Origin of the sequence: Tepidiforma sp. (assembly GCF_034432735.1) — a bacterium.
Classification (GTDB): Bacteria; Chloroflexota; Dehalococcoidia; order Tepidiformales; family Tepidiformaceae; genus Tepidiforma.
Genome location: NZ_DAOUBJ010000036.1, coordinates 59,993 through 85,025 on the forward strand (window position 1 = coordinate 59,993; position 25,033 = coordinate 85,025).

Annotated in this window: 25 protein-coding genes and 1 tRNA gene; 19 read left to right on the plus strand and 7 right to left on the minus strand. The window is 65.5% G+C overall.

Going from position 1 to position 25,033, the window contains the following annotated elements:
- Positions 1 to 12 precede the first annotated feature (12 nt).
- The 4 genes from VAE53_RS03385 to VAE53_RS03400 all read right to left on the minus strand — a co-directional run bounded on the left by VAE53_RS03385 (position 13) and on the right by VAE53_RS03400 (position 3,373).
- Positions 13 to 882 (minus strand): 4Fe-4S dicluster domain-containing protein, encoded by an 870-nt coding sequence (locus VAE53_RS03385; protein ID WP_322817954.1) that lies wholly within the window; start codon positions 880 to 882, stop codon positions 13 to 15.
- 307 nt (positions 883 to 1,189) lie between these two features.
- Positions 1,190 to 1,261, minus strand: a tRNA-Lys gene (locus tag VAE53_RS03390).
- Between the two features lie 86 nt (positions 1,262 to 1,347).
- Positions 1,348 to 1,866, minus strand: coding sequence for a biotin/lipoyl-containing protein (locus tag VAE53_RS03395; protein ID WP_322817955.1), 519 nt, complete (start codon positions 1,864 to 1,866; stop codon positions 1,348 to 1,350).
- Positions 1,867 to 1,879: 13 nt separating this feature from the next.
- Positions 1,880 to 3,373, minus strand: coding sequence for a pyruvate carboxylase subunit B (locus tag VAE53_RS03400; RefSeq protein ID WP_322817956.1), 1,494 nt, complete (start codon positions 3,371 to 3,373; stop codon positions 1,880 to 1,882).
- Positions 3,374 to 3,534: 161 nt separating this feature from the next.
- Here VAE53_RS03400 and VAE53_RS03405 point away from each other — a divergent pair, with 161 nt between their 5' ends.
- Together VAE53_RS03405 and VAE53_RS03410 are read left to right on the plus strand one after the other, a co-directional pair.
- Complete coding sequence (locus VAE53_RS03405; RefSeq protein WP_322817957.1) at positions 3,535 to 4,299, plus strand: glucose 1-dehydrogenase; 765 nt, start codon at positions 3,535 to 3,537, stop codon at positions 4,297 to 4,299.
- Between the two features lie 102 nt (positions 4,300 to 4,401).
- The gene (locus VAE53_RS03410) at positions 4,402 to 5,634 is read left to right on the plus strand and encodes an acyl-CoA dehydrogenase family protein (protein ID WP_322817958.1); all 1,233 of its coding nucleotides are present in this window, start codon (positions 4,402 to 4,404) and stop codon (positions 5,632 to 5,634) included.
- Here VAE53_RS03410 and VAE53_RS03415 read toward each other — a convergent pair.
- From VAE53_RS03415 to VAE53_RS03425, 3 genes are read right to left on the minus strand one after another with little or no spacing between them, the layout of a single operon-like run.
- Positions 5,631 to 6,518, minus strand: a complete 888-nt coding sequence (locus tag VAE53_RS03415) for a hypothetical protein (protein WP_322817959.1) — start codon at positions 6,516 to 6,518, stop codon at positions 5,631 to 5,633. The two genes, VAE53_RS03410 and VAE53_RS03415, sit on opposite strands and share 4 nt — an antisense overlap.
- Positions 6,519 to 6,559: 41 nt before the next feature.
- Complete coding sequence (locus VAE53_RS03420) at positions 6,560 to 7,969, minus strand: recombinase family protein (protein ID WP_322817960.1); 1,410 nt, start codon at positions 7,967 to 7,969, stop codon at positions 6,560 to 6,562.
- Positions 7,970 to 7,978: 9 nt separating this feature from the next.
- Positions 7,979 to 8,677, minus strand: coding sequence for a hypothetical protein (locus VAE53_RS03425; RefSeq protein WP_322817961.1), 699 nt, complete (start codon positions 8,675 to 8,677; stop codon positions 7,979 to 7,981).
- A gap of 195 nt (positions 8,678 to 8,872) precedes the next feature.
- Between VAE53_RS03425 and VAE53_RS03430 the strand changes: the two genes are divergently transcribed.
- From VAE53_RS03430 to secG, 17 genes are all read left to right on the plus strand, one after another.
- On the plus strand, positions 8,873 to 9,379 hold the full coding sequence (locus VAE53_RS03430) for a DUF177 domain-containing protein (RefSeq protein ID WP_322817962.1): 507 nt from the start codon (positions 8,873 to 8,875) through the stop codon (positions 9,377 to 9,379).
- Positions 9,380 to 9,399: 20 nt separating this feature from the next.
- Positions 9,400 to 9,594 carry a 50S ribosomal protein L32 gene (gene rpmF / locus VAE53_RS03435; RefSeq protein ID WP_322817963.1) on the plus strand — a complete coding sequence of 65 codons (195 nt, stop codon included), beginning with the start codon at positions 9,400 to 9,402 and terminating at the stop codon, positions 9,592 to 9,594.
- Positions 9,595 to 9,626: 32 nt separating this feature from the next.
- Positions 9,627 to 10,574, plus strand: a complete 948-nt coding sequence (gene fabD, locus VAE53_RS03440; protein WP_322817964.1) for an ACP S-malonyltransferase — start codon at positions 9,627 to 9,629, stop codon at positions 10,572 to 10,574.
- The gene (gene fabG, locus VAE53_RS03445; protein ID WP_322817965.1) at positions 10,567 to 11,316 is read left to right on the plus strand and encodes a 3-oxoacyl-[acyl-carrier-protein] reductase; all 750 of its coding nucleotides are present in this window, start codon (positions 10,567 to 10,569) and stop codon (positions 11,314 to 11,316) included. Before fabD ends, fabG begins: the two co-directional genes overlap by 8 nt.
- Positions 11,313 to 11,819, plus strand: coding sequence for a transcription antitermination factor NusB (nusB, locus tag VAE53_RS03450; RefSeq protein WP_322817966.1), 507 nt, complete (start codon positions 11,313 to 11,315; stop codon positions 11,817 to 11,819). The genes fabG and nusB overlap by 4 nt, the downstream gene beginning before the upstream one ends.
- 27 nt (positions 11,820 to 11,846) lie before the next feature.
- Positions 11,847 to 12,107, plus strand: coding sequence for an acyl carrier protein (gene acpP / locus VAE53_RS03455; protein ID WP_322817967.1), 261 nt, complete (start codon positions 11,847 to 11,849; stop codon positions 12,105 to 12,107).
- 47 nt (positions 12,108 to 12,154) lie between these two features.
- Positions 12,155 to 12,583 (plus strand): Sec-independent protein translocase protein TatB, encoded by a 429-nt coding sequence (tatB, locus tag VAE53_RS03460; protein ID WP_322817968.1) that lies wholly within the window; start codon positions 12,155 to 12,157, stop codon positions 12,581 to 12,583.
- Positions 12,584 to 12,588: 5 nt separating this feature from the next.
- On the plus strand, positions 12,589 to 13,392 hold the full coding sequence (gene tatC / locus VAE53_RS03465) for a twin-arginine translocase subunit TatC (RefSeq protein ID WP_322817969.1): 804 nt from the start codon (positions 12,589 to 12,591) through the stop codon (positions 13,390 to 13,392).
- Positions 13,344 to 14,201: a sulfite exporter TauE/SafE family protein gene (locus VAE53_RS03470; RefSeq protein ID WP_322817970.1), complete on the plus strand. Its 858-nt coding sequence runs from the start codon at positions 13,344 to 13,346 to the stop codon at positions 14,199 to 14,201. Before tatC ends, VAE53_RS03470 begins: the two co-directional genes overlap by 49 nt.
- Positions 14,202 to 14,227: 26 nt before the next feature.
- Positions 14,228 to 14,926 (plus strand): uracil-DNA glycosylase family protein, encoded by a 699-nt coding sequence (locus VAE53_RS03475; protein ID WP_369294019.1) that lies wholly within the window; start codon positions 14,228 to 14,230, stop codon positions 14,924 to 14,926.
- 6 nt (positions 14,927 to 14,932) lie between these two features.
- Positions 14,933 to 16,591, plus strand: a complete 1,659-nt coding sequence (locus VAE53_RS03480) for a ribonuclease J (protein ID WP_322817972.1) — start codon at positions 14,933 to 14,935, stop codon at positions 16,589 to 16,591.
- Positions 16,592 to 16,810: 219 nt separating this feature from the next.
- On the plus strand, positions 16,811 to 19,132 hold the full coding sequence (locus VAE53_RS03485) for a DNA translocase FtsK (protein ID WP_322817973.1): 2,322 nt from the start codon (positions 16,811 to 16,813) through the stop codon (positions 19,130 to 19,132).
- Positions 19,133 to 19,147: 15 nt separating this feature from the next.
- A complete protein-coding gene (locus VAE53_RS03490; protein WP_322817974.1) occupies positions 19,148 to 20,944 on the plus strand; it encodes a carboxyl transferase domain-containing protein in 1,797 nt (598 codons plus the stop codon).
- A 93-nt stretch (positions 20,945 to 21,037) separates the two neighbouring features.
- Positions 21,038 to 21,841 carry a sulfite exporter TauE/SafE family protein gene (locus VAE53_RS03495; RefSeq protein ID WP_322817975.1) on the plus strand — a complete coding sequence of 268 codons (804 nt, stop codon included), beginning with the start codon at positions 21,038 to 21,040 and terminating at the stop codon, positions 21,839 to 21,841.
- A gap of 91 nt (positions 21,842 to 21,932) precedes the next feature.
- The gene (gatB, locus tag VAE53_RS03500; RefSeq protein ID WP_322817976.1) at positions 21,933 to 23,405 is read left to right on the plus strand and encodes an Asp-tRNA(Asn)/Glu-tRNA(Gln) amidotransferase subunit GatB; all 1,473 of its coding nucleotides are present in this window, start codon (positions 21,933 to 21,935) and stop codon (positions 23,403 to 23,405) included.
- 46 nt (positions 23,406 to 23,451) lie between these two features.
- Complete coding sequence (locus VAE53_RS03505) at positions 23,452 to 24,804, plus strand: gluconeogenesis factor YvcK family protein (RefSeq protein ID WP_322817977.1); 1,353 nt, start codon at positions 23,452 to 23,454, stop codon at positions 24,802 to 24,804.
- Positions 24,805 to 24,810: 6 nt separating this feature from the next.
- Complete coding sequence (gene secG / locus VAE53_RS03510) at positions 24,811 to 25,029, plus strand: preprotein translocase subunit SecG (RefSeq protein WP_322817978.1); 219 nt, start codon at positions 24,811 to 24,813, stop codon at positions 25,027 to 25,029.
- Positions 25,030 to 25,033: the final 4 nt, after the last annotated feature.

Consider the following 25,033-nt stretch of genomic DNA (forward strand, 5'->3'; position numbering starts at 1 on the left):
GGTTCCCCCCTGTCAGACCAGGTAGTAGACGTTGGGCTCGGTGCCGAGCTCTTCTTTGAGGCGGATGGCTTGCCGTTCGCGGAGGAGGCGCGAGACTTCGCTGTCTGGGTCGTTCAGGTCGCCGAAGTGGATGGCTTTGCCGGTGCAGGTTTTTGCACAAGCGGGCCAGCGGCCGGCGGCCTGGTCGTATCTTCCGTTTTCGTCCTGGAGGTGGAGGCAGAAGGTGCACTTTCTGGCGTTGCCGATGGGGGATTTGCCTTCGGCGCGCTGACGGAATTGCTTGTATTCGGGCGAAGGAACGTCCGCCCAGGGGGTATCGTGCTCGATGGCGGGGTAGTTCTCGCCGAAGTCGGAATACCGGGCTTGGTAGGGGCAGGCTACGAGGCAGTACCGGCAACCGATGCAGCGGTCGTAGTCGACGACGACGATGCCGTCCTGCTTTCGTTTGAAGGTGGCGCCGACGGGGCAAACGGGCACGCAGGGTGGGTGTTCGCAGTGGAAGCATGGTTTCGTGAGGAAGAGAGGGCGGTCATCGGGGCGTTCGCCGAAGCCGTTCTCGAGGACGACGGTGTAGTACACGCCTGGAGGGGTTTTGTTCTCTTGTTTGCATGCGACGACGCAGGCTTCGCAGCCGACGCATCGGCGTGTGTCGATCACCATGCCGTAGCGGTATTTGCGCTCGGATTTGGTGCTTTCGGCGGCTATCGCGGTGGTGAGGGTGGTCACGGCTCCGCCGCCGGCGAGCGCCATGGCGAGGGAGACGGCGCCGATCTTCATGAGGCGGGCGACGAGGTCTCTGCGTGTCACATCGGGAAGTTCGACCACATCGGGGGTGTTTGGAGCCGGACCTGAGGCAGGTGTCTGGTGCCGATCGTCAGCCATGCATCGATCCTCCGGCTTTGGCCCTCTGGTGGCTCTCGGGGTTGTGGGGCCGTTGCCGCGTTCAGTTTGGGGTCTGGGCGGGTGTGCATCGCCGGTCGATCGGTCCTTGTTCGGCCATCCTAGGGGCCCAAATTGTGAAACTGGGTACGAACGCTCGTTTCGGGCGGTATGCGGGGATGCTTGTGCATCGCTGGGGGGGGCGACGGCGCCGGCCGGGGGACCGTTCAGGGGGAGCTGCGGCTGCGACGGGGTGGGGCGGGCTTTTTTGGAGTCGGGGTGTCGGCGGGATGTTTCGGGGAGGGGCTTGTAGGCCCGGAGAGATTCGAACTCTCGACCAATGGATTAAAAGTCCACTGCTCTACCACTGAGCTACGGGCCCAGTGGGATTATCGCGCCGATCGCGCTGAGGGGCCACGGCGCGGAGCGGGGCCCTTCGGGGGTGGTGTGGGTGGGGGGCGTTATTTGTTATTCGATGACGGCGAGGACGTCGCCCTCGGCGACGCGTTGGCCCTCGGTGACGGTGATTTCTTTGACGGTGCCGTCGGCGGGCGCCTTGATTTCGTTTTCCATTTTCATGGCTTCGAGGATGAGGATGACGTCGCCTTTGCTGACGGTTTGGCCTGCCTTGGCGTGGATGCGGACGACTTTACCGCTGATCTGGGCGGTGATGGCGCCTTTGGCTGCCGGTTTGGTGCCGCTGCTGGCGGTGGTGCTGGGAGCGGGGCGTTGGCGGGGGGCGGACCCGCCGGCGAGGCGACCTTCCCACTGGACGGTGAAGGGGCGATAGTCGACTTGGACTTCCATGCCGCTGTGGCGTTGGTCGGCGGGGGGGAGCTGGATGCGGTAGGGGACTCCGCCGACGGTGACGGTGCTGTGGCCGGGGTCTTCGCGGACGGTGACGGGGTATTCGTGGCCGTCGACGATGACGCGATCTCCGCGGACTTCGACGTCGTAGGTGCGGCCTCCGATGGTGACTTTGGCCATGGGGTGCTTCTCCTCAGCGCATTTGGCGAAGGCGCCCGAAGGAGCGCCAGTTGTTGGTTTCGCCGTTGGGGACGATGACTTGGGCGGGGGCGGCTGCGGTTGGTTGTCGTTTTTCGGAGATGGTCATGGCGGCGACGACGGCGGCGACGAGTTCGCGTTCGGGGCCGCCTCCTTCGTTGCGCCACTGGAAGTATTCGCGCGCGACCTGGGGGAACATGACGTAGCTGAGGACGTCTTCTGGGCTTTGGGCGAGGTCGGCGATCTCGGCCTTGGCTTTTTCCATTTCGGGCTCGAGGTCGTCGGCGGGGCGATGGAGGATGGGTTTTTCGTCGCCGAGGAGCTGTTGGAGGATTTCGGGTGCGATGGGGACGGTAGTGCGGCCGTACATGCCGCGGGCGAGGTTGCGGGTTTCGCGGGTGACGGTGGCGTACCGTTTGCCGGTGAGGACGTTGAGGACGGCCTGGGTGCCGACGATTTGGGAGCTGGGGGTGACGAGTGGGGGATAGCCGAGGTCGGCTCGGACGCGGGCGTTTTCTTCGAGGACTTCGGGGAGTTTGTGCTCGGCGCCTTGCTCGCGGAGTTGGCCGACGAGGTTGGAGATCATGCCGCCGGGGACCTGGTGGGAGATGACGCCGGCGTCGATGCCGAGGAGGCCGGATTCGAATTTCCAGTATTTGCGGCGGACGCCTCGGAAGTAGTCGGCGAGCTGGCGGAGCTTTTCCATGTCGAGGCCGGTGGCGTACTCGGGGAACTCTTCGAGGGCGGCGACGAGGGTTTCGGTGGCGGGTTGGCTGGTTCCGCCCGCGAGGGGGGAGATTGCGCAGTCGATGACGTTGGCGCCCGCCTGGACGCCCATGAGGTAGGCCATTTCGGAGAAGCCACCGGTATCGTGGCAGTGCATTTGGATGAGGATGGTGGGGTGTTTTTTGCGAATGGCCTCGACGATGGATTTGGCCATGGCGGGGCTGAGGAGGCCGGCCATGTCTTTGATGGCGATGGAATCGGCGCCCATGGCGATCATTTCGTCGGCGAGCTTGGCGAAGGATTCGACGGTGTGGACGGGGGAGGTGGTGTAGCAGATGGCGCCCTGGACGTGGCCGCCGGCCTTTTTGACGGCCCGGAAGGCGGTTTCGAGGTTCCGGGTGTCGTTGAGGGCATCGAAGATGCGGAAGATGTCCATGCCATTCTGGACGGCGCGGTCGCAGAATTCGTAGATGACGTCGTCGGCGTAGTGGCGGTAGCCGACGGCGTTCTGCCCGCGGAGGAGCATTTGGGTGGGGGTGTGGGCGAGGCGTTTTTTGATTTCGCGGAGCCGTTCCCAGGGGTCTTCTTTGAGGAATCGGAGGCAGGTATCGAAGGTGGCGCCGCCCCAGCATTCGATGGAGTGGTAGCCGATGGAATCCATGAGCTCGAGGACGGGGATCATGTCCTCGGTGCGCATGCGGGTGGCGAGAAGGGATTGGTGGCCATCGCGGATGGCCGTTTCCATGATGCCGACTTTGGCCATTGCTGGTTCCCGCGGGTGTGTTTGGGGTGGCGTGCGTTCACGCCATTTTCAGGGTAATGGGGCGGGCGACGAGGCGCGAGTTCTGGGGGCTGGAAGGACGGGCCGGCGCGGGTTGGGGTAGGCTTGGGCGCCGATATGCTTCGATTTCGACAGGAGGGGGCATGGATATCGGGAGGCTTTTCAGTTTGGAGGGGAAGGTTGCGCTGGTGACCGGGGGTAGCCGGGGGTTGGGGCGGGAGATGGTGCTGGCGTTCGCGCATGCTGGGGCGGATGTGATCATCGCGAGCCGGAAGCTGGAGGCGTGCGAGCGGCTGGCGGAGGAGGTGGTGCGGGGGACGGGTCGCCGGGCGCTGCCGGTTGCCTGCCATGTGGGGGAGTGGGAGCAGGTGGAGCGCCTGGCGGAGGTGGCGTACGAGGAGTTCGGGCGGGTGGACGTGTTGGTGAACAATGCGGGGATGTCGCCGATTTATGACGGGGTGGCGAATGTGACGGAGGCGCTGTACGACAAGGTGTTGGATGTGAATTTGAAGGGGCCTTTCCGGCTGACGGCGCTGGTTGGCACGCGGATGGTGGAGGGGGATGGGGGCTCGATCATTATGGTGTCGAGCACGGCGTCGCTTCACCCGAGCCCGGATGTGATTCCGTATGCGGCGGCGAAGGCGGGGCTGAACGCGATGACGGTTGGGTTCGCGCGGGCGTTCGCGCCGAAGGTTCGGGTGAATTGCATCGTGCCGGGCCCGTTTTTGACGGATATTTCGAAGGCGTGGGATATGCGGGCATTCGAGGAGCGGGCGCGGACGCAGATTCCGCTACAGCGGGGCGGGGAGCCGCGGGAGATCGTTGGGGCTGCGTTGTATTTGGCTTCGGATGCTTCGAGTTATACGACGGGGTCGCTGCTGGTGGTGTCGGGGGGAAGCGGGCTGTAGGGCTTGCCGGCAGGGTGGCTTGGGAGTGCTTATGATGGGGGCCCTGCCGGGCCGCGGCTGCTCGCTTCCCGGCTAGGTTCATGGCGAAGGGAAGGGACAACGATGGCAGTCGATTTCGAGATTCCGGCGGAGGCGAAGGCTATCCGCGAGAAGGTCCGGGCGTTCGTTCAGGCGGAGTGCATTCCGGCGGAGCGGCGGCTTCTGGAGGGGGAGCCGTACAAGGAGGTGCTGGCGGAGCTGCGCGGGAAGGCGCGGGCGCAGGGGTTGTGGTGTCCGTTCATCCCGAAGGAGTGGGGTGGGATGGGGCTGGGCCCGTTGGCGAATGCGCTGGTGCAGATGGAGCTGGGGGAGAGCTATCTGGGGGCGCTGGCGTTGAACACACAGGGGCCTGACGATGCGACGATGCTGACGATCCTGACGTATGGGACGGAGTACCAGAAGGAGCGGTTCTTGAAGCCGCTGCTGAACGGTGAGAAGCGGGTGTGCTATTCGATGACGGAGCGGGCGGCGGGTGCGGACGCGACGGGGATGCGGACGACTGCGGTGCGCGATGGGGACCACTGGGTGTTGAATGGGGAGAAGTGGTTTTCGAGTGCAGCGAGTGTGGCGGACATTGCGGTGGTGATGGCGAAGACGGACCCGGATGCTCCGCGGCACCAGCAGTTCAGTACGTTCATCGTGGAGCTGCCGAATCCGGGGTATCGGATTGTTCGCGATATTCCGACGATGGCGATCGAGGGGCCGTTGTCGCATGTTTTGGGGGGCGGGCACGCGGAGGTTCGGATCGAGAATTTGGTGGTTCCACACGAGAATTTGCTGGGTGGGCAGGGGAATGGGTTCAACATGGGGCAGCACCGGCTGGCGTATGGGCGGCTACGTCACGGTATGCACAATGTGGCGATGGCACAGCGGGCACTGGATATGGCGGCGAAGCGGGTGACGGAGCGGGAGACGTTCGGTCGTTTGCTTGCGGATCGGCAGGGGGTGCAGTGGATGTTGGCGGATTGTGCTTCGGAGCTTTATATCGCGCGGCTGATGCTGCTGCACATTGCGTGGAAGGCGGAGCGGGGGCTGGACATTCGCCAGGAGAATGGTATTGCGAAGGTGTTTCTGGCGAATATGGTGCACAAGGTGGTGGACACGGCGATTCAGTTGCATGGGGCGCTGGGGTACAGCCTGGATACGCCGCTGGCGCGGTGGTACACGGCGATTCGGTCGCAGCGGCTGGTGGATGGGCCGGACGAGGTGCACCGGTGGACGACGGGGCGCAATGTGATCAAGGCGTTCAAGGAGTTCGGGACGACGGCGCCGGCCTGTGGGGGCGATTTGCTCTAGGGTTCGAGGGTTCTGTCGGGGCTGAGGCGTTCGAGGAGGCCTTCGACTTGGACTCGGGTGATGGGGCGGACGACTCTGCCCATGCCTGTCCAGTGTGGCCATTTCCAGTCGCCTGTTGCGCGGGGCTGTTGGACGGGGAGGAGCACGGGTCTGTCGCGGGTGGCGAGCATGAGGTGGTAGTGCTCGCCGAGGGGGACGGTTTCGTTGACGAGGCCGAGCCAGCAGGTCATTTCTTGGCCGGGGAGGGCGAAGGTGGTGCCGAAGTAGCGGTATTGGCCGCCGATGGGGCGGGAGGCGCTGGCGATGTAGCGGACGGAGGGGCCGAAGTGCATTCGCAGGGTGGCGCCGATGAGGGCGTGGAGGCGGTTGGTGGTGAGGGCTTCGTCGAGGGGGACTTCGCCGAGGCCGAGGATGTCTTCGAGGATGAATTGGCGGAACTGGGTGGCGATGGGGTCGGGGTCGCCTTCGAGGGCTTCGACGATTTGGTACCAGGTGAGGGGAACCCATGGCGGGGGGACGTCTTGGCGGGGGAGGCCGAGCATGATGAAGGACGGGGGCTGGCTCCATTGGCGGGCGACGGACTCCATGCCGGGGAGCTGGGATTCGTCGGCGCCGGGTTCGACTTGGACTTCGATGAGGACGCGGCGGCCACCTTCGTAGGTGAGGAGGAGGTCGGCGATGCCGGCGTCGGCTAAGCGGGGCTGGACTTCGACGAGGGCGAGGGGTTCGGTTCCGGCGCCGGCGGCTTGGGCGAAGAGGGCGTTGAGCATGCGGTGGCCGCTGCGGAGGAAGTAGGCGAGGGCGCTGGTGCAGTAGTTTTCGAAGGGGCTGGCTTTGGATCCTGGGCGGTAGGCGGAGAGCATGGTGAAGAGGTTGTCGGACATTGGTTTCAGTATGCACGTGTGTGGGGCCGGCGGGCAGGGGTTCAGGCGCGGCGGTAGACGCGGACGTCGTTGCCGTCGACGTCGATGCGGTCGACGACGTCGCGGAGGGCGGTTTGGAGGTCGTCGAAGGAGAGGGATTCCCAGTGTTGGAGGAGGCGTTGGCGTTGCTGTTCGAGGTGGCGGCGGCGCTCGGCTTCGGAGTGGTGTGCTTGGAGGCGCTGTCTGGCGGTGTGGAGGTCGTTTTCGAGCTGGCGGTGTTCTTCGGCGAGGTCGATGCCGATGGCTTTCATGCGTTCGATGGTGATGTGGCCGTGGGCGGCGTCGGCGACGAGTTCTTCGACTTGGCGGCGGTTTCGGCGGATGCGCGCTTCGATGCGCTCGACTTGGGTTTGGAGCTCGAGGGCGTAGGAGTCGATGTTGCCGGCGATGCGGACGCGTGGTCCGGGGTGGTCGTCGCTGTCGAGTGCCTGACGGACGCGTGCTTCGAGGTCGGCGGCGCGTTGGGTGTTGTAGCCGCAGGCGCTTTGGTTGGTGCGGGATTCGCATTGGTAGTAGCGGTAGGTGGCGGTTCGTGTTTCGCCTGAGCGGGTGAGCCAGGTTTGGCGGCGGCTGACGCCGATCATGCGGTTGCCGCAGCGGGCGCAGTGGACGAGGCCGGAGAGGAGGAATGGGTTGACGGTGCGCTGGCGGGCGGGGGTATGGCGGGACTGGAGGCGGTCTTGGACGCGGCGGAAGTCTTCGGGTGAGACGAGTGCTGGATGGCTGCCGGTGACGGTGGTGCCGAAGCGGGAGTAGTGGCCGAGGTAGGCGCGATTTCGGAGGATGTCGCGGACGGTGACCATGCTCCAGCGGCCGCCGCGGCGGGTTGGGATGCCTTCGTCGTTGAGGCGGCCGGCGATTTTGCGGACGCCGAGGTTTTCGCTGAGGTAGAGGCGGAAGATGTAGCGGACGACGACGGCTTCTTCTGGGACGAGCTCGAGTCGGCGGCGCGGGCCGACTCGGTAGCCGTAGGGGGGGCGGCCGAGGACTTCGCCGCGGACGGCTTTGCGGCGCATTGCGGAGCGGACGCGTTCGGAGATTGGGGTACCTTCGCCGCGCTCGGCCCAGGTGTCGACGAGGGATTGGAAGGCGTCGGCGCCGTTGGTGGAGAGGAGGACGGTGGCGCCGTGATGTTCGAGTTCGAGGAGGCGAAGGGCGGCTGCGCCGAGGTCGGGGCCGAGTGCGGTGAGGGTGTCGACGACGACGATGGTGAAGGTTTTTCCGGGACGGCGGAGGTATTCGAGGAGCTGTTGGAAGCCGGCGTCGGAGGTTTCGTCGGGGTCGGCGAAGGTGGCGACGATGTCGTAACCGGAGCGCTGGCAGAAGTCGAGGAAGGCGCGGTTCTGGTCGCCGATGCTCCGTTTTTTTCCGTTGCGGCGGGCGGATCCGGAGAAGTAGCCGATGGCTTGCACGGGGGGTGCCTACCCGACGTAGAGGATGCGTTCGCAGTTGGGGCACTGGGCGAGGGCTGTGGGGTCGAATGCTTTGCGGCGGACGCTTTCGGGGATGGTGACGCGGCAGCCGGTGCAGCTGGAGCCTTGGATGCGAGCGACGGCCTGGCCGCGGCGCCGGCGGATGTCTTCGTAGAGCCGGAGGTTGGCGGGTGGGATGGTGGCGGCGAGCGCTTGACGGCGGGCGTGGGCTTCTGCGAGGCGGGCGGCGTGGTCGTCGCGACGGTGCTGGAGTTGCTGGAGCTCTTGGGCGCGCGCGGCGCGTGCCTGGGTGAGGTGGGTTTCGGCTTGGTTGCGGATGGTGGTTGCTTCTTCGAGCTGCTCCATGATTTGGAGGAGCTGGTCTTCGAGTTGGCTGCGCTGGGCACGGAGCAGCTCGAGTTCGTGCTGGATGGCGGTGAGTTCCTTTGGGCTGCGGACGGAGCCGTCGTAGAGGCGTCGTTCTTCGGGCTGGATGCGGGCGTTGAGGTTGGCGATGGCTGCTTCGAGGTTGCGCTGGTTGCGCTGGAGTTCTCGATGGCGGGTGTCGGCGGCGGTGTAGGTTTCTTCGGCGGACTGGAGGGCGGGGGAGTGGGCGAGGCGCGCGTCGAGGTCGGAGAGGGCGGCCTGGAGGGCGGCGGCCTCGTCGTCGATTTCCTGGAGGGTGCGGATGTTGGTGACGAGGGACATGGTGGTGTGCGGGGCTAACCCTAGCGGCTAAGCCTAGGGCGGGATGGTGGGCTGCTCAACGGTTTGGTGGGGTTTTGGGTGAATCGTCACGTTTGGGTGGAAGTTATGGCATGGTGCGGGGGTGGGGGCGGGCTTCCGGGAGGGTGGGAAATGGGGTTTACTGGTAGGGAAGGTACGCAAGGAGGGGGCGGAGGTATGCGATTCAATGTTGCTGGGCTGCTGAAGGCGGAGGTTGGCGCGAGCCGACGGCACCGGATCGAGCCGGAGGAGCCGGTCCATCGGGGGTCGGTGGAGATCGTTCGGGTGCCGCGTGGGGTGTTGGTGCGGTGCGAGGCGGAGGTGTTGATCGATGCGCTGTGCAGCCGCTGTTTGGTGGCGTTTGCGTATCCGGAGCGGGTGAGGTTCGAGGAGTTTTTCCGGCAGCAAGTGGACCTGGTGGATGGGCGCTGGCTGGAGCCGATCGAGGGGGAGGACGAGGACACGTTTTTGATCGATTTGAACAACGAGATCGACATTACGGAGGCTGTCCGGCAATATACGGTGATGGCGGCTGCGATGCAGCCGCTCTGTCGGCCGGACTGCCCAGGGCTCTGCCCGGAGTGCGGGACGGACCTTGGCGTGGAAGTCTGTGAGTGCGAGCGCTCTCCGATCGATCCTCGATGGGCGAGTTTGCTCTCACTGCAGTCTGGGAACGATGGGTAACGACCTGAAGGAGAGCCGCTATGCCGCCGCTGCCGAAGCGGAAATACGCAGCTTCGCGTCAGGGGAAGCGCCGATCGCATTTGAAGATTGCGCTGCCCCACATCATCGATTGTCCGCGGTGCAAGAGCCCGCGGCTGGCGCATCACGCTTGCCCGATCTGCGGGACGTACCGGGGCCGGGAAGTGATTCGGCTGCCGGAACCGGAGCTCGACTGACTTTCGGAGCGACGGCCCTGGAACCGTTTCTGGTGTTCAGCGACCCGGTCCGTAAGGGCCGGGCGTTCGTTTTCCCGGGGCAGGGGGCCCAGGCCGTTGGCATGGGCAAGGATCTTTATGAGCAGTTTCCGACGGCTCGGGAGTTGTACGACCGGGCGGACGAGATTCTCGGGTTCGGTCTGAGCCGGCTCTGTTTCGAGGGGCCGGAGGAGGAGCTGCAGCAGACGAGGAATGCTCAGCCCGCGATTGCGGTGACGAGTCTTGCGCTTTTGAAGGTTGCGACGGAGGTTTCGCCGCAGTTGTTGGAGCGTCCGGCGTTCGTTGCGGGGCATTCGCTGGGGGAGTATTCGGCGCTGGTGGCGGCGGGGTCGCTGCCGTTCGACGAGGCGATCCGTCTGCTGCGCATTCGGGGTGAGCTGATGCAGGCGGCTGGCGAGCGGAACCCGGGGACGATGGCGGCGGTCCTAGGGCTGGACCTGGCGGATTGCGAGGAGATTTGTCGGGAGGCTGGTGCGGAGGTCTGCAATGTGAACGCGCCGGGGCAAATCGTGATCGGTGGGCGACGGGAGGCGGTGGTTCGTGCGTTGGACTATGCGAAGGCGCGGGGGGCGGTGAAGGTGATTCCGTTGAGCGTGAGCGGTGCGTTCCATAGTTCGCTGATGCGGCCGGCGGCGGAGGGGATGGTTCAGCCGGTGGCGACGGCGACGTTGGCGGACCCTGCGGTTCCGGTGGTCTTGAATGTTTCGGCGACGCCGACGCAGGACGAGATGGCGATTCGCCATGAGCTGGTGGATCAGGTTTGCCGACCGGTGCAATGGAGCCGGACGGTGGAGTTCCTTGGTGAACAGGGCGTGGAGACGTTCGTGGAGTTCGGGCCTGGGCGAGTCCTGACGGCGATTATCAAGCGGATGCTGCGGAAGTCGCACTGTGTGAATGTGAACGATGCGGCTTCGGTGCGGGTGCAGCTGCCGGATGGGTGAGCTGGAGGGGAAGGTTGCGCTCGTCACCGGTGGAAGCCGGGGGATTGGGCGGGCGATCTGCTTGGAGCTGGGCCGGCGCGGGGCTCGTGTGGCGGTGAACTATCGGGCGAACGGGGAGTTGGCGGAGGAGGTTGCGGCGGCGATTCGCGCGATGGGGAGCGAGGCGTTCGCGGTGGGGGGTGATGTGGCGAGCGCGGAGGATGCTGCTGGGATGGTGAAGGCGACGGTCGAGCGGTTGGGTGGCCTGGATATTTTGGTGAACAATGCGGGCATTACGCGCGATGGGCTGCTGATGCGGATGAGCGACGAGGATTGGGACGCGGTGCACCGGGTGAATCTGCGGGGGGCGTTTCTGGTGACACGGGCGGCGATGCGACCGATGCTGCGTGCGAGAGGCGGACGGATCATCAACATTACGAGCGTGGTGGGTGTGATGGGGAACGCCGGGCAGGCGAATTATGCGGCTGCGAAGGCAGGGCTGATCGGTTTTACGAGGGCGTTGGCGCGGGAGGTGGCTTCGCGAGGGATTACGGTGAACGCGGTGGCCCCGGGGTTCATCGAGACGGACATCATTCAGGGGATGTCGGAGCAGGCGGTGGCCTGGGCGAAGTCGCAGATTCCGCTGGGTCGGCTGGCGGGGCCGGAGGAGGTGGCGCCGCTGGTGGCGTTTCTTGCGAGCGACGGTGCTGGGTATATCACGGGGCAGTGTATTCACGTGGATGGCGGTATGGTAATGGCGTGACTGCCAGCCCACACCGGCTCGTTCGCCAGCTCACTCTGGAGGCGCTGTACGAGGGCGAGACTTCGGGTCATTCGCCGGAGGAGGCGTTTCGCCGACGGTTGGAGGAGGAGCGGCAATCGAAGCGGGCACTTCGTGGGGAGGTGTGGGAGCGGCGGGGGCTGGAGGCGATTCGTGGGGTGATGGCGATGCGGCCGGAGCTGGACCGGCGTATTCAGGAGGCTGCGCCGAAATATCCGGTTGCGACGCTGGCTGTCGTTGACCGGAACATCCTGCGGCTTGCAATATGGGAGCTCGTCGCAGACAATGCGGCGCCGGTCGCGGCCGTCATCAACGAGGCGGTCGAGCTGGCGCATCGGTACGGAGGCGAAAGTTCGCCGAGTTTCGTGAACGGTGTCTTGCGGACGGTGAGCGAACGCTTGCGGCCGGCGGTGGATCTGGCGGACGAAGGCGGGAGCGAGCCGCCGGGACCATTGGACAGCACGTCATCGAAAGCGAAGCAGTAAACGTCAATTCGAGGAGAATCCAGCAACGTGGCAACGGTATTCGAACGTGTTCGGAAGATTGTGGTCGAGCAGCTCGGTGTCGAGGAGGAGGAGGTGGTTCCGGGCGCCTCTTTCGTGGACGATCTGAACGCGGATTCGCTCGATCTGGTGGAGCTGATCATGTCGCTCGAGGAGGAGTTCGCGAGCGATGTGGAGGGGCTGGAGATCAGCGATGAGGACGCGGAAAAGATCGTGACGGTGCAAGACGCCGTAGACTATTTGAAGGACCACGGGGTCGAAGACGAGTAAGGTGCCCGCGCCATCGGGGGCGCGGGGCCGCCCCCCGGGAGGGATGCGTGGAGTTCCTGGGCATTGGCTACCAGGAGTTGTTGCTGATTCTCGTCCTGCTGCTCGTTGTGGTGGGGCCGGAGCGGCTGCCGCAGATGGCGTACCAAATCGGGCGGGCGGTGCGGCAAATGCAGTTGTACGCGCGTGCGGTGCGGGAGGAGTTCCGGGAGGAGATCGACTACCTCGATGAGCAGTACCGGACGATGCGGGGTGAAATCGAGCTGGCGCAGCGGACGCTGCGCGAGGAAGAGGCGAGGCTGAACCAGGGGTTGGCGGAGGTGGACGGGACGCTGCGAGCGGCGGGCTTGGATGCCGAGCGTTCGTTGGCTGGTCCGGTTTTGGCGGGTGGGGTGACGGCCGGGGGTGAGGTGCCTGAGGCTTCGAGAGGCGAGCAATCGGATCGTGCGGCCGAGGCCGGGCCGCCGTTGGTGTTCTGAGCGCGATGGTCGCGGAGCCGCTGCGCGACGGTACCCCGGTGGGGGCTTCGAACGAGTCGGGCTACACGGGCGGCCCCGAGATGACGCTCCTGGACCATCTGAAGGAGCTCCGCTACCGGGTGATGGTGAGCGGGCTGGCGGTGCTCGTCGGGGTGATTGTTTGTTTTTATTTCTGGGAGACGATTCTGGGCTGGATGGTGGCGCCGGCGCGGGACCGGGTGGCGGACTTTCGGGTTTCGAGTTTTTCGCCGACGGATCGTATCGGGATTATCGTGAAGATTGGGCTTTACGGGGGGGTGATTCTGGCCTCGCCGGTGGTGATCTATCAGCTGCTGGCGTTCATCGTGCCCGGGCTGACGCCAAAGGAGCGGCGGATTCTGCTGCCGGGTATCGTGGGCGGGGCCTTCTTTCTGTTGGCGGGGATGGCGTTCGCCTACTGGGTGGTGCTACCGGCTTCGTTGGGCTTTTTGCTGGAGCTGGGGAGCGATGAAATCGACAATGTGATCGGGATCAAGCAGTACGTCGATTTCGTGACGCGCATCATTTTTTGGGTGGGGGTGGCGTTCGAGCTGCCGATGGTGTTGGCGGTGGCGGCGCGGCTGGGGCTGGTGCGCGCGCGGCGGCTGCTGGGCTTTTGGCGTTATGCGGTGGTCATCGTGTTCTTGATCGCTGCGGTGGTGACGCCGACGCCGGACCCGATCACGCAGACGTTCGTGGCGGTTCCGCTGCTGGGGCTGTATTTCATCGGTATCGTGATGGCGTGGGCGGTGCAGCCGAAACGGCCGAAGGTGACGGGGCCGGCGCCGTGAGACGGCGGGCGGCGTGGTCGGCGGCGGCCGGGTTCGCAGGGGGGGTGTTGAGCGGGCTTTTGGGCGGTGGTGGTGGTGCGGTGATGGTGCCGCTGATGACCGGTCCGTTGCGGATGCGTCAGCATGTGGCGCATGGGACGTCGCTGGTGGTGATCACGGTGACGGCTGCGGTCGCGGCGGTGCTCTACGGGCTGGCGGGGCATTTCGACTGGCTGCTTTTTGGGGGGCTCGTGGTGGGGGCGATGGGAGGTGCGGTGGCGGGGGCGCGGTTCGCGCTGCGGATCCCTGCGCTGCGGCTGCGGCAGTTGTTCGGCCTTTTCCTGTTGACGGTGGCGCTCCGCATGTTGTTGTTCGCGCCGTCGGGCGCGTGGGTGGAGCCAGGGGCGGCTGCTAAGGTGGGGCTCGCCGCGGTGATTGGCCTCGCCGGTGGCTTGGCGAGCGGGGCCCTGGGGGTGGGGGGCGGGGCAATTTTCGTTCCGGCGATGGTGTTGGTGCTGGGCACGGAGCAGCATGCTGCGCAGGGGATTTCGCTGGTGGTGATTGTGCTCGCTTCGGCGATCGGGGCGGTGACCCATTTCCGTCAGGGTACGGTGGATACGGTGGCTGCCCGGTGGATTGCTCCGGCGGCGGTCCCGGGGGCGATCGCCGGGGCCGGGCTGGCGACGATGCTGAGTGGGCGGGGACTGCAGGTGGTGTTCGCGGTGGTGCTTTCGCTGATTGGCGTGCAGATGGCTGCGACGGCGACGCGGCGGCTCCGGGTGGGGGAAGTGGGAGGGGCGTCGGGCGCTGCGGAGGCGGCGGGGCCGTGATTTCGAAGGAGGAGCGCGCGCGGGAGCTGTACGAGGTGATCCGGGATTGCCGGCTGTGCCGGCTTTGGGAGACTCGGTCGCGCGCTGTTCCGGGCGAGGGCCCACTGGATGCGGAGGTGATGTTCATCGGGGAGGCGCCTGGTGTGAACGAGGACCGTCAGGGGCGACCGTTCGTTGGTGCCGCGGGGCAGTTTCTCGATGAGTTGCTGGGCGAGGCGGGGTTACGTCGGGAGGAGGTGTATATCTGCAATGTGTTGAAGTGTCGGCCACCGGGGAACCGGGACCCGCTACCGGGGGAGATTGCGGCGTGCGCGGAGTATTTGGACCTCCAGATTGATTTGGTGGACCCGTTGGTGATCGTGACGTTGGGGCGGTTTTCGATGGCGCGGTGGTTTCCGCAGCAGTCGATATCGCGGATTCACGGTCGGCCGAGGGAGGTGGATGGGCGCTTGATCGTGCCGATGTTCCATCCGGCGGCGGCGCTTCGTCAGGCGAATTTGAAGGAGGTGATGGTGGAGGATTTCCGGATGCTCGGGGCGCTCATCGGGAGGGTTCGGGCTGGCGAGCCGGGGGTGGCATCGGGCGCAGTGGCAGATGGTGGTGTTTCGCGTGAGCGAGGCACGATGGCGCGGCAGGAGGAAGCCGAATCGGTACCGCCAGGCTTGGCGCCTGGGGGAGCGCCGGCGGCGCCGACTGGCCCGCAGCAGATTCCCCTTTTCGAATAGGAAGGCATGACTACGAAATCGACATTACGCGTGATTCCTCTCGGCGGCCTTGGTGAGATTGGCCGCAACATGATGGTGCTGGAGTTCGGTGACGACATCATCGTGATCGATGTTGGGTTGATGTTCCCCGAGGAGGAGATGCTCGGGGTGGATTTGGTGATTCCTGACTTCACGTATTTGCGTGAGCGGAAGGAGAAGATTCGGGCGGTGTTTCTGACGCATGGGCACGAGGACCATGTAGGAGCGCTGCCCTACTTTCTGCGGGAGTTCGACGTGCCGGTGTACAGTACGCGGCTCACGGATGGTCTTATCCGGGTGAAGCTGCAGGAGCACCGGCTGGCGCAGAGGGCGAAGACGCATGTGGTGGAGCCGGGGCAACTGATCGAGGCGGGGGTGTTTCGGGTGGAGTTTTTCACGGTGGCGCACTCGATTCCGGATGCGTGCGGGCTGATCGTCCACACACCGCTGGGGCCGGTGGTGCACACGGGCGATTTCAAGCTGGACCATACGCCGGTGATGGACCAGCACACGGATTTGATTCGGCTGGCGCAGGTGGGGGCGCAGGGGTGTTTGCTGTTGCTCGCGGATTCGACGTACGCGGAGATCGATGGGTATACGCCGAGCGAGCAGCTGGTGGGCGAGGCGCTGAAGCAGATCATGGTGAATGCGCCGGGCCGGGTGATCGTGGCGACGTTCGCGTCGTTGATCTCGCGGGTGCAGCAGGTGATCGATGCGGCGGTGTTCACGAACCGGAAGGTGTTCGTGACGGGGCGCTCGATGATCGACAATGTGGCGATGGCGCGCCAGTTGGGTTATCTGCAGGCGCCGGAGGGGACGATCATCGGCGTGGAGGAGATGCGGAACACGCCGCCCGCGCGGTTGGTGGTGGTGACGACTGGGAGCCAAGGGGAGCCGACGAGCGCGCTGACGCGGATGGCGAACGGGGACCACCGGCATATTCAGATTACGAAGGGCGATACGGTCGTGCTCTCGGCGTCGCCGATTCCGGGGAACGAGCAGGCTGTCTACCGGAACGTGGACAATCTGTTTCGGCTGGGGGCGGATGTGCTCTATAACCGGGTTTCGAACATTCACGTGCGGGGGCATGCGAGCCGGGAGGAGCTGAAGATTATCCAGGGGCTGTTGCAGCCTGAGTATTTCGTTCCGATTCACGGGGAGTATCGGCACCTGGTGGTGCATGCTCGGCTGGCGGAGTCGGTGGGTGTGCCGGAGGGTAATGCGTTCGTGCTGACGGACGGCGATGTGCTGGAGATTGACGAGGAGGCTGCGTGGCTGGCGGACAGGGTTCCTGCGAGTTATGTGTATGTGGATGGGCTGGGTATTGGCGATGTGGACCAGCATATTTTGCGAGACCGTGCGCATTTGTCGACGGACGGGGTGGTGGTGGTGATCGTGGCTGTGGACAAGCAAACGGGGGCGCTGGAGCGGCCGGCGGAGATTTTGGCGCGTGGGTTCGTGGATTTGGAGGAACGGGAGGATTTGGCGGAGCGGACGCGCGAGGTGGTGGCGAAGGCGCTGGCGGGGGCGGAGCACTATGCGGAGTTCGGGGATATTAATACGCGGATTCGGGACGCGGTGAGCAAGTTCCTTTATGATGAGACGCGCAGGCGCCCGATGGTGCTGACCGTGACGGTCGAGGTCTAGGTTGGCAAGTTTGGAGGGGCGCGTGGCCGGGACCGGCGGGGGGTTTTCGGCCGGCAGCTGAGGAGTGCAGGTCGTATGGCGGCACGCACGACGAGGAGCCGAGCCCGTCCGGCGCGTACGTCGGCCCGGCGGCGAGCGCGCGGGGGCGCGCGGGGAGGTGTTGTCCGGTTCGCACGGCGGTGGTGGAGGGAGCTTGCTGCGGTAGGGGTGGTGGGGGCGGTGGTGGTTTGGGTCGGGTGGTTGGACGGGGGGGTGGCGCTGGAGCGGGCTCGGGATGCGGTGTTGCGGTTTCTAGGATTTGGGCTGGGGGTGCTGGCGGGTTGGGCGCTCTACGGTGCGCTGGCGACGTGGCGGGGCTGGTATCTCGACCGGAGGTTGTTCGTTCGGCGGACGGCGGGGGTGGCGGCCTTGGGGCTGTTCGCATGGGGTCTGCTTGGGTTGAACGAGGCGGAATGGAGTGTCGGGAGGGTGGCGTTCGCTGAGGTGAGTTTGGGTGGGCGAGTGGGGCAGGCGCTGGTGGCTGGAATTCTCGGGAAGGTGGCGTGGCTGAGTTTGTTCGTCGTTGCGGCTGCGTTGCTGGCGCCGGGGCCGACGCGTTGGGTGGCGACGAACGTGCCGCTCTGGTTGCAGGAGGCTTGGGAGCGAAGGCTGCCCCATCGCGCGGTGGGGGCAGCGGGGCGGTGGGTGGCGTTCATCTTTCGGCGGCCGGCCCGGGAGGAGGAGGTGGTTATCGGGGCGGTGGAGTTCGGGCGGCTGCAGCCGGGGGGGCCATCGTTGGAGCCGCCGCCGGCGGTGTTCCGTCCGCGGATAGACCCAGGGGCTCCGGTTTCGCCGCTGGGGGTGGGGGCGGCTGCGCATTTTGCGGAGGGACCTGTCGCGGCGGTGGAGTCGGAGGAGCCGGAGGAGGAGTGGCCGGCGGCGTTCGCGCCAGATTCGGCTGAAGGGGTGGCGACCGAGGCTCTGCCTGAAGCGGAACAGCTTGGGCTCCCGTTGGAGAACCGGAACGGCTGGCACCTTCCCGCGCTGGAGCTGCTGAACCCGCCGCAGCCGAGCGCGAGTCGGCGGCATGACAATGCGGCGCGGGCGCAACTGATCGTGGATACGCTGGCGAGCTTCGGGGTGGATGCGACGGTGGTGGAGATCAACGAGGGCCCGACGGTGACGCAGTTTGGCGTGGAACCGGGCTGGGAGATTCGCTACCGGGAGGTTCCGCTGCGGGACGAGCATGGGAAGCCGCTGCTGGGGCCGGACGGACGGCCGCGGACGGAGCGAGTGGAGGTTTCGCGGACTCGGGTTCGGGTGAACAAGATCACGGCGCTGCAGAACGACCTCGCGCTGGCGCTGGCGGCGCCGAGCTTGCGGATCGAGGCGCCGGTGCCGGGGCGGGCGATTGTGGGTATCGAGGTGCCGAACGATAGCGCTACGGTGGTGACGCTTCGCTCGGTGATGGAGACGAAGGAGTTCGCGGAAGTTGCTCGGAAGTCGAAGCTGGCGATTGCGCTGGGGAAGGGGGTGGCCGGGGCGCCGGTGGTGGCCGACCTTGCTTCGATGCCGCATTTGCTGATTGCGGGGGCGACGGGCTCGGGCAAGAGCGTCTGTATGAACGCGATCATCGCCTGCATCATGATGAATGCGACTCCGGACGATGTGCGTTTTGTGATGGTGGACCCGAAGCGGGTGGAGCTGGTGGGGTATTCGGGGATTCCGCACATGGCGTTCAGCGAGGTGATCGTGGACATGGACAAGGTGGTGGGGGTGTTGCAGGCGGTGGTGGGGGAGATGGAGGCGCGGTACAAGCGGTTCGCGGAGCTGGGGGTGCGGAACATCGAGGGGTACAACAAGCATCCGCGGACGCTGCGGAGGCTGCCGTACTGGGTGGTGATTGTGGACGAGCTGGCGGACTTGATGATGGCGGCGCCGTTCGAGGTGGAGAAGCTGATCTGCCGGCTAGCGCAGTTGGCTCGTGCGACGGGCATCCATTTGATCGTGGCGACGCAGCGGCCGTCGGTGGATGTGGTGACGGGGTTGATCAAGGCGAATTTTCCGACGCGGATTGCGTTCGCGGTGACGTCGCAGACGGATTCGCGGACGATTCTGGATATGGGTGGTGCAGAGAAGCTGCTCGGTCGGGGCGACATGTTGTACCTTCCGCGGGATGCGGGGAAGCCGATCCGGATTCAAGGGGTGTACTTGTCGGATGCGGAGGTGGAACGGCTAGTGACGTTTTGGAAGGACGATCGCTTTCGGGCGCTGGCGCCCGAGCCGGCGGATGCGCTGCTGGAGGAGGCGCTGGCGGCGCAGAATGGGGGCAATCCGGACATTGCCGTGGAGGGGGACGATCCGGTGGTGATTCAGGCGCGCGCGCTGGCGGGGCGGCACCGGCGCATTTCGCCGGCGCTGCTGCAGCGCCGGTTGCGGGTGGGCTATCTGAAGGCTTCGAAGATTCTGGAATTGCTGGAGGAGGAGGGGGTGGTGGGGCCCCGGGAGGAGGGGGATTCGCGCCGGGTTCTGGTCGGCGAGGGCGCGGATGCGGATGCCTGATAGACTGGAGCGGACGTGAAGGGGCTACGCGGCATCCTGGGCAAGCGCGACGAGGAGCGACGGGACGTTCCCGAGCGAGAGGCGGAGCGGTGTCTTTCGTGCGGGGCGAGTCTGGCTGGGTCGCGGCTTTACGAGCGCTTTCGGGTGTGTCATGCGTGCGGGTTCCATTTTCATTTGACGGCGCAGGAACGGATTGCGTCGATTCTGGATGTGGGGACGTTTCACGAGGACGACCGGGGTGTCTCGGCGATCGATCCGCTCTCGTTTCCGGGGGATCGGCGCCATTCGTATCGGTCGCGGGTGATCCAGGAACAGCGGCGGACGAAGCTGACCGAGGCGGTGATGACGGGGCGGGGGGCGATCGGCGGCCACGATGTGGTGATCGGGGTCGTGGATTTTGCCTTCTTGGGTGGCTCGATCGGGGTGGCGGCGGGCGAACGGCTGGCGCGGGCGTTCGAGCGGGCGCGAGCGCGTCGGCTGCCGGTGGTGCTGGTGTGTTCGACCTCGGGAACGCGGATGCAGGAGGGGCTGCTGGCGCTGATGCAGGGGCCGCGGATTGCGGTGGCGATCGAGCGTCATGGTCGGGAGGGGCTTCCGTATGTGTGTGTGTTGACGGACCCGACGACCGGATCGGCGTACGCGAGCTTTATCAATTTGGCGGACGTGCTTCTGGCCGAGCCGAATGCGCTGGTTGGGTACGCGGCGCTCCGGGCGCTGGAGGAATCGACGAAGAACGGGCTGCCGGCGGGTGCGCACACGTCGGAGGCGCACTTGGCGCACGGGCTGATCGATGCGGTGGTTCCGCGGCCGCGGCTGCGGGGGACGCTTGCGGAGTTGTTGGACCTGCTGGACCGACGGAATCAGCTGTCTGGGAGCCAGGCTGGGCGGCCCGGGCATGTTCTGCATACGCCGCAGCCGGCATGGCGGCAGGTGCAGCTCTCGCGGCATGCGAATCGGCCGACGGCTCGGGAGCTGATTTTGCGGATGACGACGACGTTTTTCGAGGTTTGTGGGGATCGGAGCGGGGTGAACGATCCTGCAATCGTTGCGGGGATTGGGATGATCGAGGGGGAGGCTGCGGTTTTTGTGGGGCAGGTGCGGCCCCACGATGGGGAGCGGGGCGGGCTGATTGCCCCGGCGGGGTTCCGGAAGGCTGCCCGGGCGATCCGGCTCGGGTCGAAGTTGGGGCTGCCGGTGGTGACGCTGGTGGATACGGCGGGTGCCGACCCTTCGTTGGCGGCGGAGGAAGCGGGCCAAGGGAATGCGATTGCGAGCTGCCTGGCGGCGATGCTGGGGGCGGCCTCGCCGACGGTGGCGGTGATCACGGGCGAGGGCAATTCGGAGGCGGCGATGGCGCTGGCGACGGCGGACCGGGTGCTGATGTTGGACAATGCGGTGTACGAGGTGGTTCGGCCGGAGGATGCGGCGGCGGTGTTGGAGGGGGGGCCGGCGGAGGTCGCTGAGCGGCTGCGGCTGACTTCGCACGATTGTTTGCGGTTGGGGATCGTGGATCACACGGTGCCGGAGCCTGGTGAGGGGGCACATACGGACCATGCAGAGGCGGCAGCGCTGTTGCGGCGGGCGGTGGTGCGAGAGTTGGCACGGCTGGGGAGGATGCGTTCGAAGCATCGGCTGGAGCGGCGGTACGCCCGGTATCGTGAGTTCGGCTCGACGCACGGCTGGCTGCGGGGCCGATTCGAGCGGCGGTGGGCGCATTTGCTCGACCGGGCTGGGGGGGCGTTCGACCGGTTACGTGGGAGGACGTTCGGTAGGCGAGGGGATTTTTCGGAGGATGGGGGCATCCCGGTTTGAGGGGCGCTGGACCGGACGGGGGACGGCAAGGAAACTGCGGCCGAGAACCTAGCCCGGGGTTGGTGTCTGGAGGCCACTGATTCGCTGCTGATCGTGCTCGGCTTCGCAGTCGGAGCGTTCGGGACGCTGGTTGGCGCCGGCGGTGGGTTCGTGTTGGTGCCGATTCTGTTGCTGGTGTACCCGGACAAGGACCCGGAGACGATCACGGCGATTTCGTTGCTGGTTGTGTGTGCGAACGCGGCTTCGGGGTCGGTGGCCTATGGGCTTCAGGGGCGTATCGACTACCGTTCGGGCTGGTGGTTCATTCTAGGGACGTTTCCCGGGGCGGTGGCGGGCGCGATTGTGGTGGGGTTCGTGCCGCGGCGGCTGTTCGACGCGATTTTTGCGGTGCTTTTGGCGGGGGTTGGCGGGTATTTGTTGGTGAGGAATCAGCATCAGGGCATTGTGGAACCGGTGCGCGGGCGGGGTGTGGTGCGACGGATGGTCCGGGACCGCCACGGCAATACGTACGTGTACTCGTATCAGCTCTGGAAGGGGGTGGCGATCAGCACGGGGGTGGGGTTCGTCAGCAGTTTGCTGGGCATTGGAGGCGGGATCATTCATGTGCCGATCATGGCGACGGTGCTGCACTTTCCGGTGCACATTGCGGCGGCGACCTCTCATTTTGTGTTGGCGTTCATGGCGGCGGAGGGGACGGCGGTGCATGTGGTGCAGGGGGTGATCGGCTGGGACCGGTCGCTGGCGCAGGCGGTGCTGCTGGGGCTCGGAGCGATTCCTGGGGCGCAGGTGGGGGCGCGGCTCGCCCACCGGCTGCACGGTGGGGTGATTTTGCGGGCGCTGGCGGGGGCCTTGCTGTTGGTGGCGCTTCGGCTGGGGCTGAAGGCGGCGGGGGTGTGATGCCGCGCCTTGGGATCGGGAAGCTCCCGGGTTACCCGTTGGCGGCTCGGCGCCTATACTCGGGGGGTGTCTCTGCGGCGGAGGAGGACGTGTGACCGCCATCGCGACTGACTACGAGGTTGTCATCGGCCTGGAGGTGCACTGCCAGCTGAAGACGGCGAGCAAGATGTTCTGCGGCTGCAGTGCGGATTACTCCGGGGCGGAGCCGAATACGCACGTTTGCCCGGTTTGTTTGGGGATGCCGGGGGTGTTGCCGGTGATCAACGAGCGGGCGATCGAGGGCATCGTGCTGACTGGGCTGGCGTTGAACTGCACGATTGCGTCGTTCAGCAAGTTCGACCGGAAGAATTATCCGTACCCGGATTTGATGAAGGGGTATCAGATTTCGCAATACGATCTTCCGATCTGCCGGGACGGTTGGTTGGAGGTGGTGGTGGATGGGGAGCGGCGCCGAATCGGTATTACGCGGGTCCACATGGAGGAAGACACGGCCCGGCTGCTGCATCGGGTCGATCCGGTGACCGGGGAGGCGTACTCGCTGATCGATGTGAACCGTTCGGGCACGCCACTGATGGAGATCGTGAGCGAGCCGGACATTCGGAGTGCGGTGGAGGCGCGGGAGTATCTGGTGCGGCTGCGGCAGGTGCTGCGCTACATCGGTGTGAGCGACGCGAACATGGAGGAGGGGAACTTTCGCTGCGATGCGAATATTTCGGTGCGGCGTCGGGGCGATACGGGTTTCGGGACGAAGGTCGAAATCAAGAATATGAACAGCTTTCGCGCGGTTCACGATGCGCTGGTTTTCGAGGCGAGGCGGCAAGTGGCGGTGCTGGAGGCCGGGGGGCGGATCGAGCAGGAGACTCGCGGCTGGTCGGACGAGCGGCAAGAGACGCTGAGCCAGCGGAGCAAGGAGCATGCGCACGATTACCGGTACTTCCCGGAGCCTGATTTGCCGCCGCTGAAGCTGAGCTCGGCGTTCGTGGAGAGGGTGCGGGCGCGGCTTCCGGAGCTGCCGGAGGCGAAGGTTGCGCGCTATCGGGCGCTGGGTTTGAGCGACTACGAGGCGAGGACGCTGGCCGAGGAGCGGCCGCGGGCGGATTATTTCGAGGCGCTGATGGCGGCGCTGGGTGGTGACGAGGCGCGGCGGGCGAAGCTTGCGGCGAACTGGATGCTGGGGGAGGTGGCTCGCTGGCTGAATGCGAACCAGGCCGATATCGAGGGTTTCCCGCTGGCGCCGGAGGCCCTTGCGGGGCTGATCGAACAGGTGGCGAGCGGCACGGTAACGGCGCTGGTGGGGAAGGAGGTGTTCGATCGGATGGTGGCGACGGGGGAATCGGCTGGGGCGATCATCGAGCGGCAGGGGCTGGCGCAGATCAGCGGGCAGGACGAGCTCGTGGGGCTTGTACGGAAGGCGATTGCGGCGAATCCGAAAGCGGTTGCGGATTTCCACGCGGGCAAGGAGACGGCGCTCAAGTTCTTGATCGGGCAGGTGATGCGCGAGACCCGCGGCCGGGCGAATGCACAGGTGGTGCAGGAGCTATTGGAACGGGAATTGAAGAAATGATCAGGTATCTGAACGGTATTTTCGTAGGGTGGTACACTTGCGTGCCATGACGTGGCGCCGAGTCCGGGACCATTCGGCTCTGAAGTGGCTCTACCCGGGGATGCACATCAAGCGGTGGTTGCTGCTCTTGCTCGTGGGGGTTGCCCTCATGGGTTTGGGCATCGCCTACTTGTTGCGAGAGGCGTATCTGCAGGCGCCGCTGCCGGGCATTTTTTACTACTTGACGCTGCAGTTCATTCCGCGTTGGATGCGCGGTTTGCTGTTCATTGGGGCTTCGGTGGGGACGGTGGGGTTGGCGGTGTACAAGCTGAATCAGTCGCTGCTGTATGCGTTCGTACGGCCGGACTGGCGGGACAAGAATCTGGCGGAGGCGATCTACGCGAAGCGATTTTTGAGTCGGGGTCCGAAAATCGTGGCGATCGGTGGAGGGACGGGGCTTTCGACGTTGCTGCGGGGGCTGAAGAATTACACGAGCAACTTGACGGCGATCGTGACGGTGGCGGATGACGGCGGAAGCACGGGGCGGCTGCGGCAGGAGTTCGGTGTGGTGGCACCGGGGGACCTTCGGCAGTGCATTGCGGCGTTGGCGGAGGCGGAGCCGTTGATGACGAAGCTGTTCCAGTACCGGTTCACGAACGGGGCGGGCCTGGAGGGGCATTCGTTCGGCAATTTGTTCATCGTGGCGATGTCGGAAGTGACGGGGAATTTCGAGGCGGCCATCCACGAGGCGAGCCGGGTGTTGAATGTGCGGGGGACGATTCTGCCATCGACCCTGGAGGATGTGACGCTGAGCGCGCGGACGCACGAGGATGAGATGGTCCATGGGGAGCACAACATCACGGAGCGCGGGGCGGCGATTCGGGAGGTCTATCTGAATCCGCCGGATGTGGAGGCGCACCCCGATGCGGTGCGGGCGATTCTGGATGCTGACATGGTGGTGATCGGGCCGGGCAGCCTGTATACGAGTGTGCTGCCGAATCTGTTGGTGGAGGGTATTCGGAAGGCTCTCCAGCAGACGTCGGCGCTGCGGGTGTTCGTTTGCAATGTCGCGACGCAGCACGGGGAGACGGATGGTTTTGGTGTGGCGGAGCACGTGGAGGCGCTGGAGCGGCATGCTGGACCGGGGATCGTGCATGTGGTGGTGGCGAACAACAATATTGCGCCGGAGCTTCCGGAGGCGTGGCATGCGGAGGCGGTCCGGATTTCGGGGGAGCGGCTGGCGGCGCATGCGGGGATCACTCTGGTGGAGGCGGATGTGGTGGCGGAGGAGAACCGGTATCGGCACGACCCGCACAAGCTCGCGGCTACGGTGATGCGCTTGTACGATCAACGCGAGTCGTTGAACATTCCATCGCGGCGGCTGTTCTCGAACGAGGAGCCAGTCGCGCTTGTACGGTAGGCTCCGATGTTGATGAATTTGTTCCAGATCTTTGTCTCGGCCCTGCTGATTCTGGTGGTTTTGCTGCAGGTGAAGGGGAGTGGGTTCGGTGCAGCGCTGGGGAGCATGTCGGGCGGCTCGGTGTATCGGACGAAGCGGGGTCTGGAGCGGACGCTCTTCCAGGGGACGATCCTCCTGGTGATTGTGTTCATCTTCGTTTCGTTTTTGAGCGTGGAGTGGCAGTAGCAGT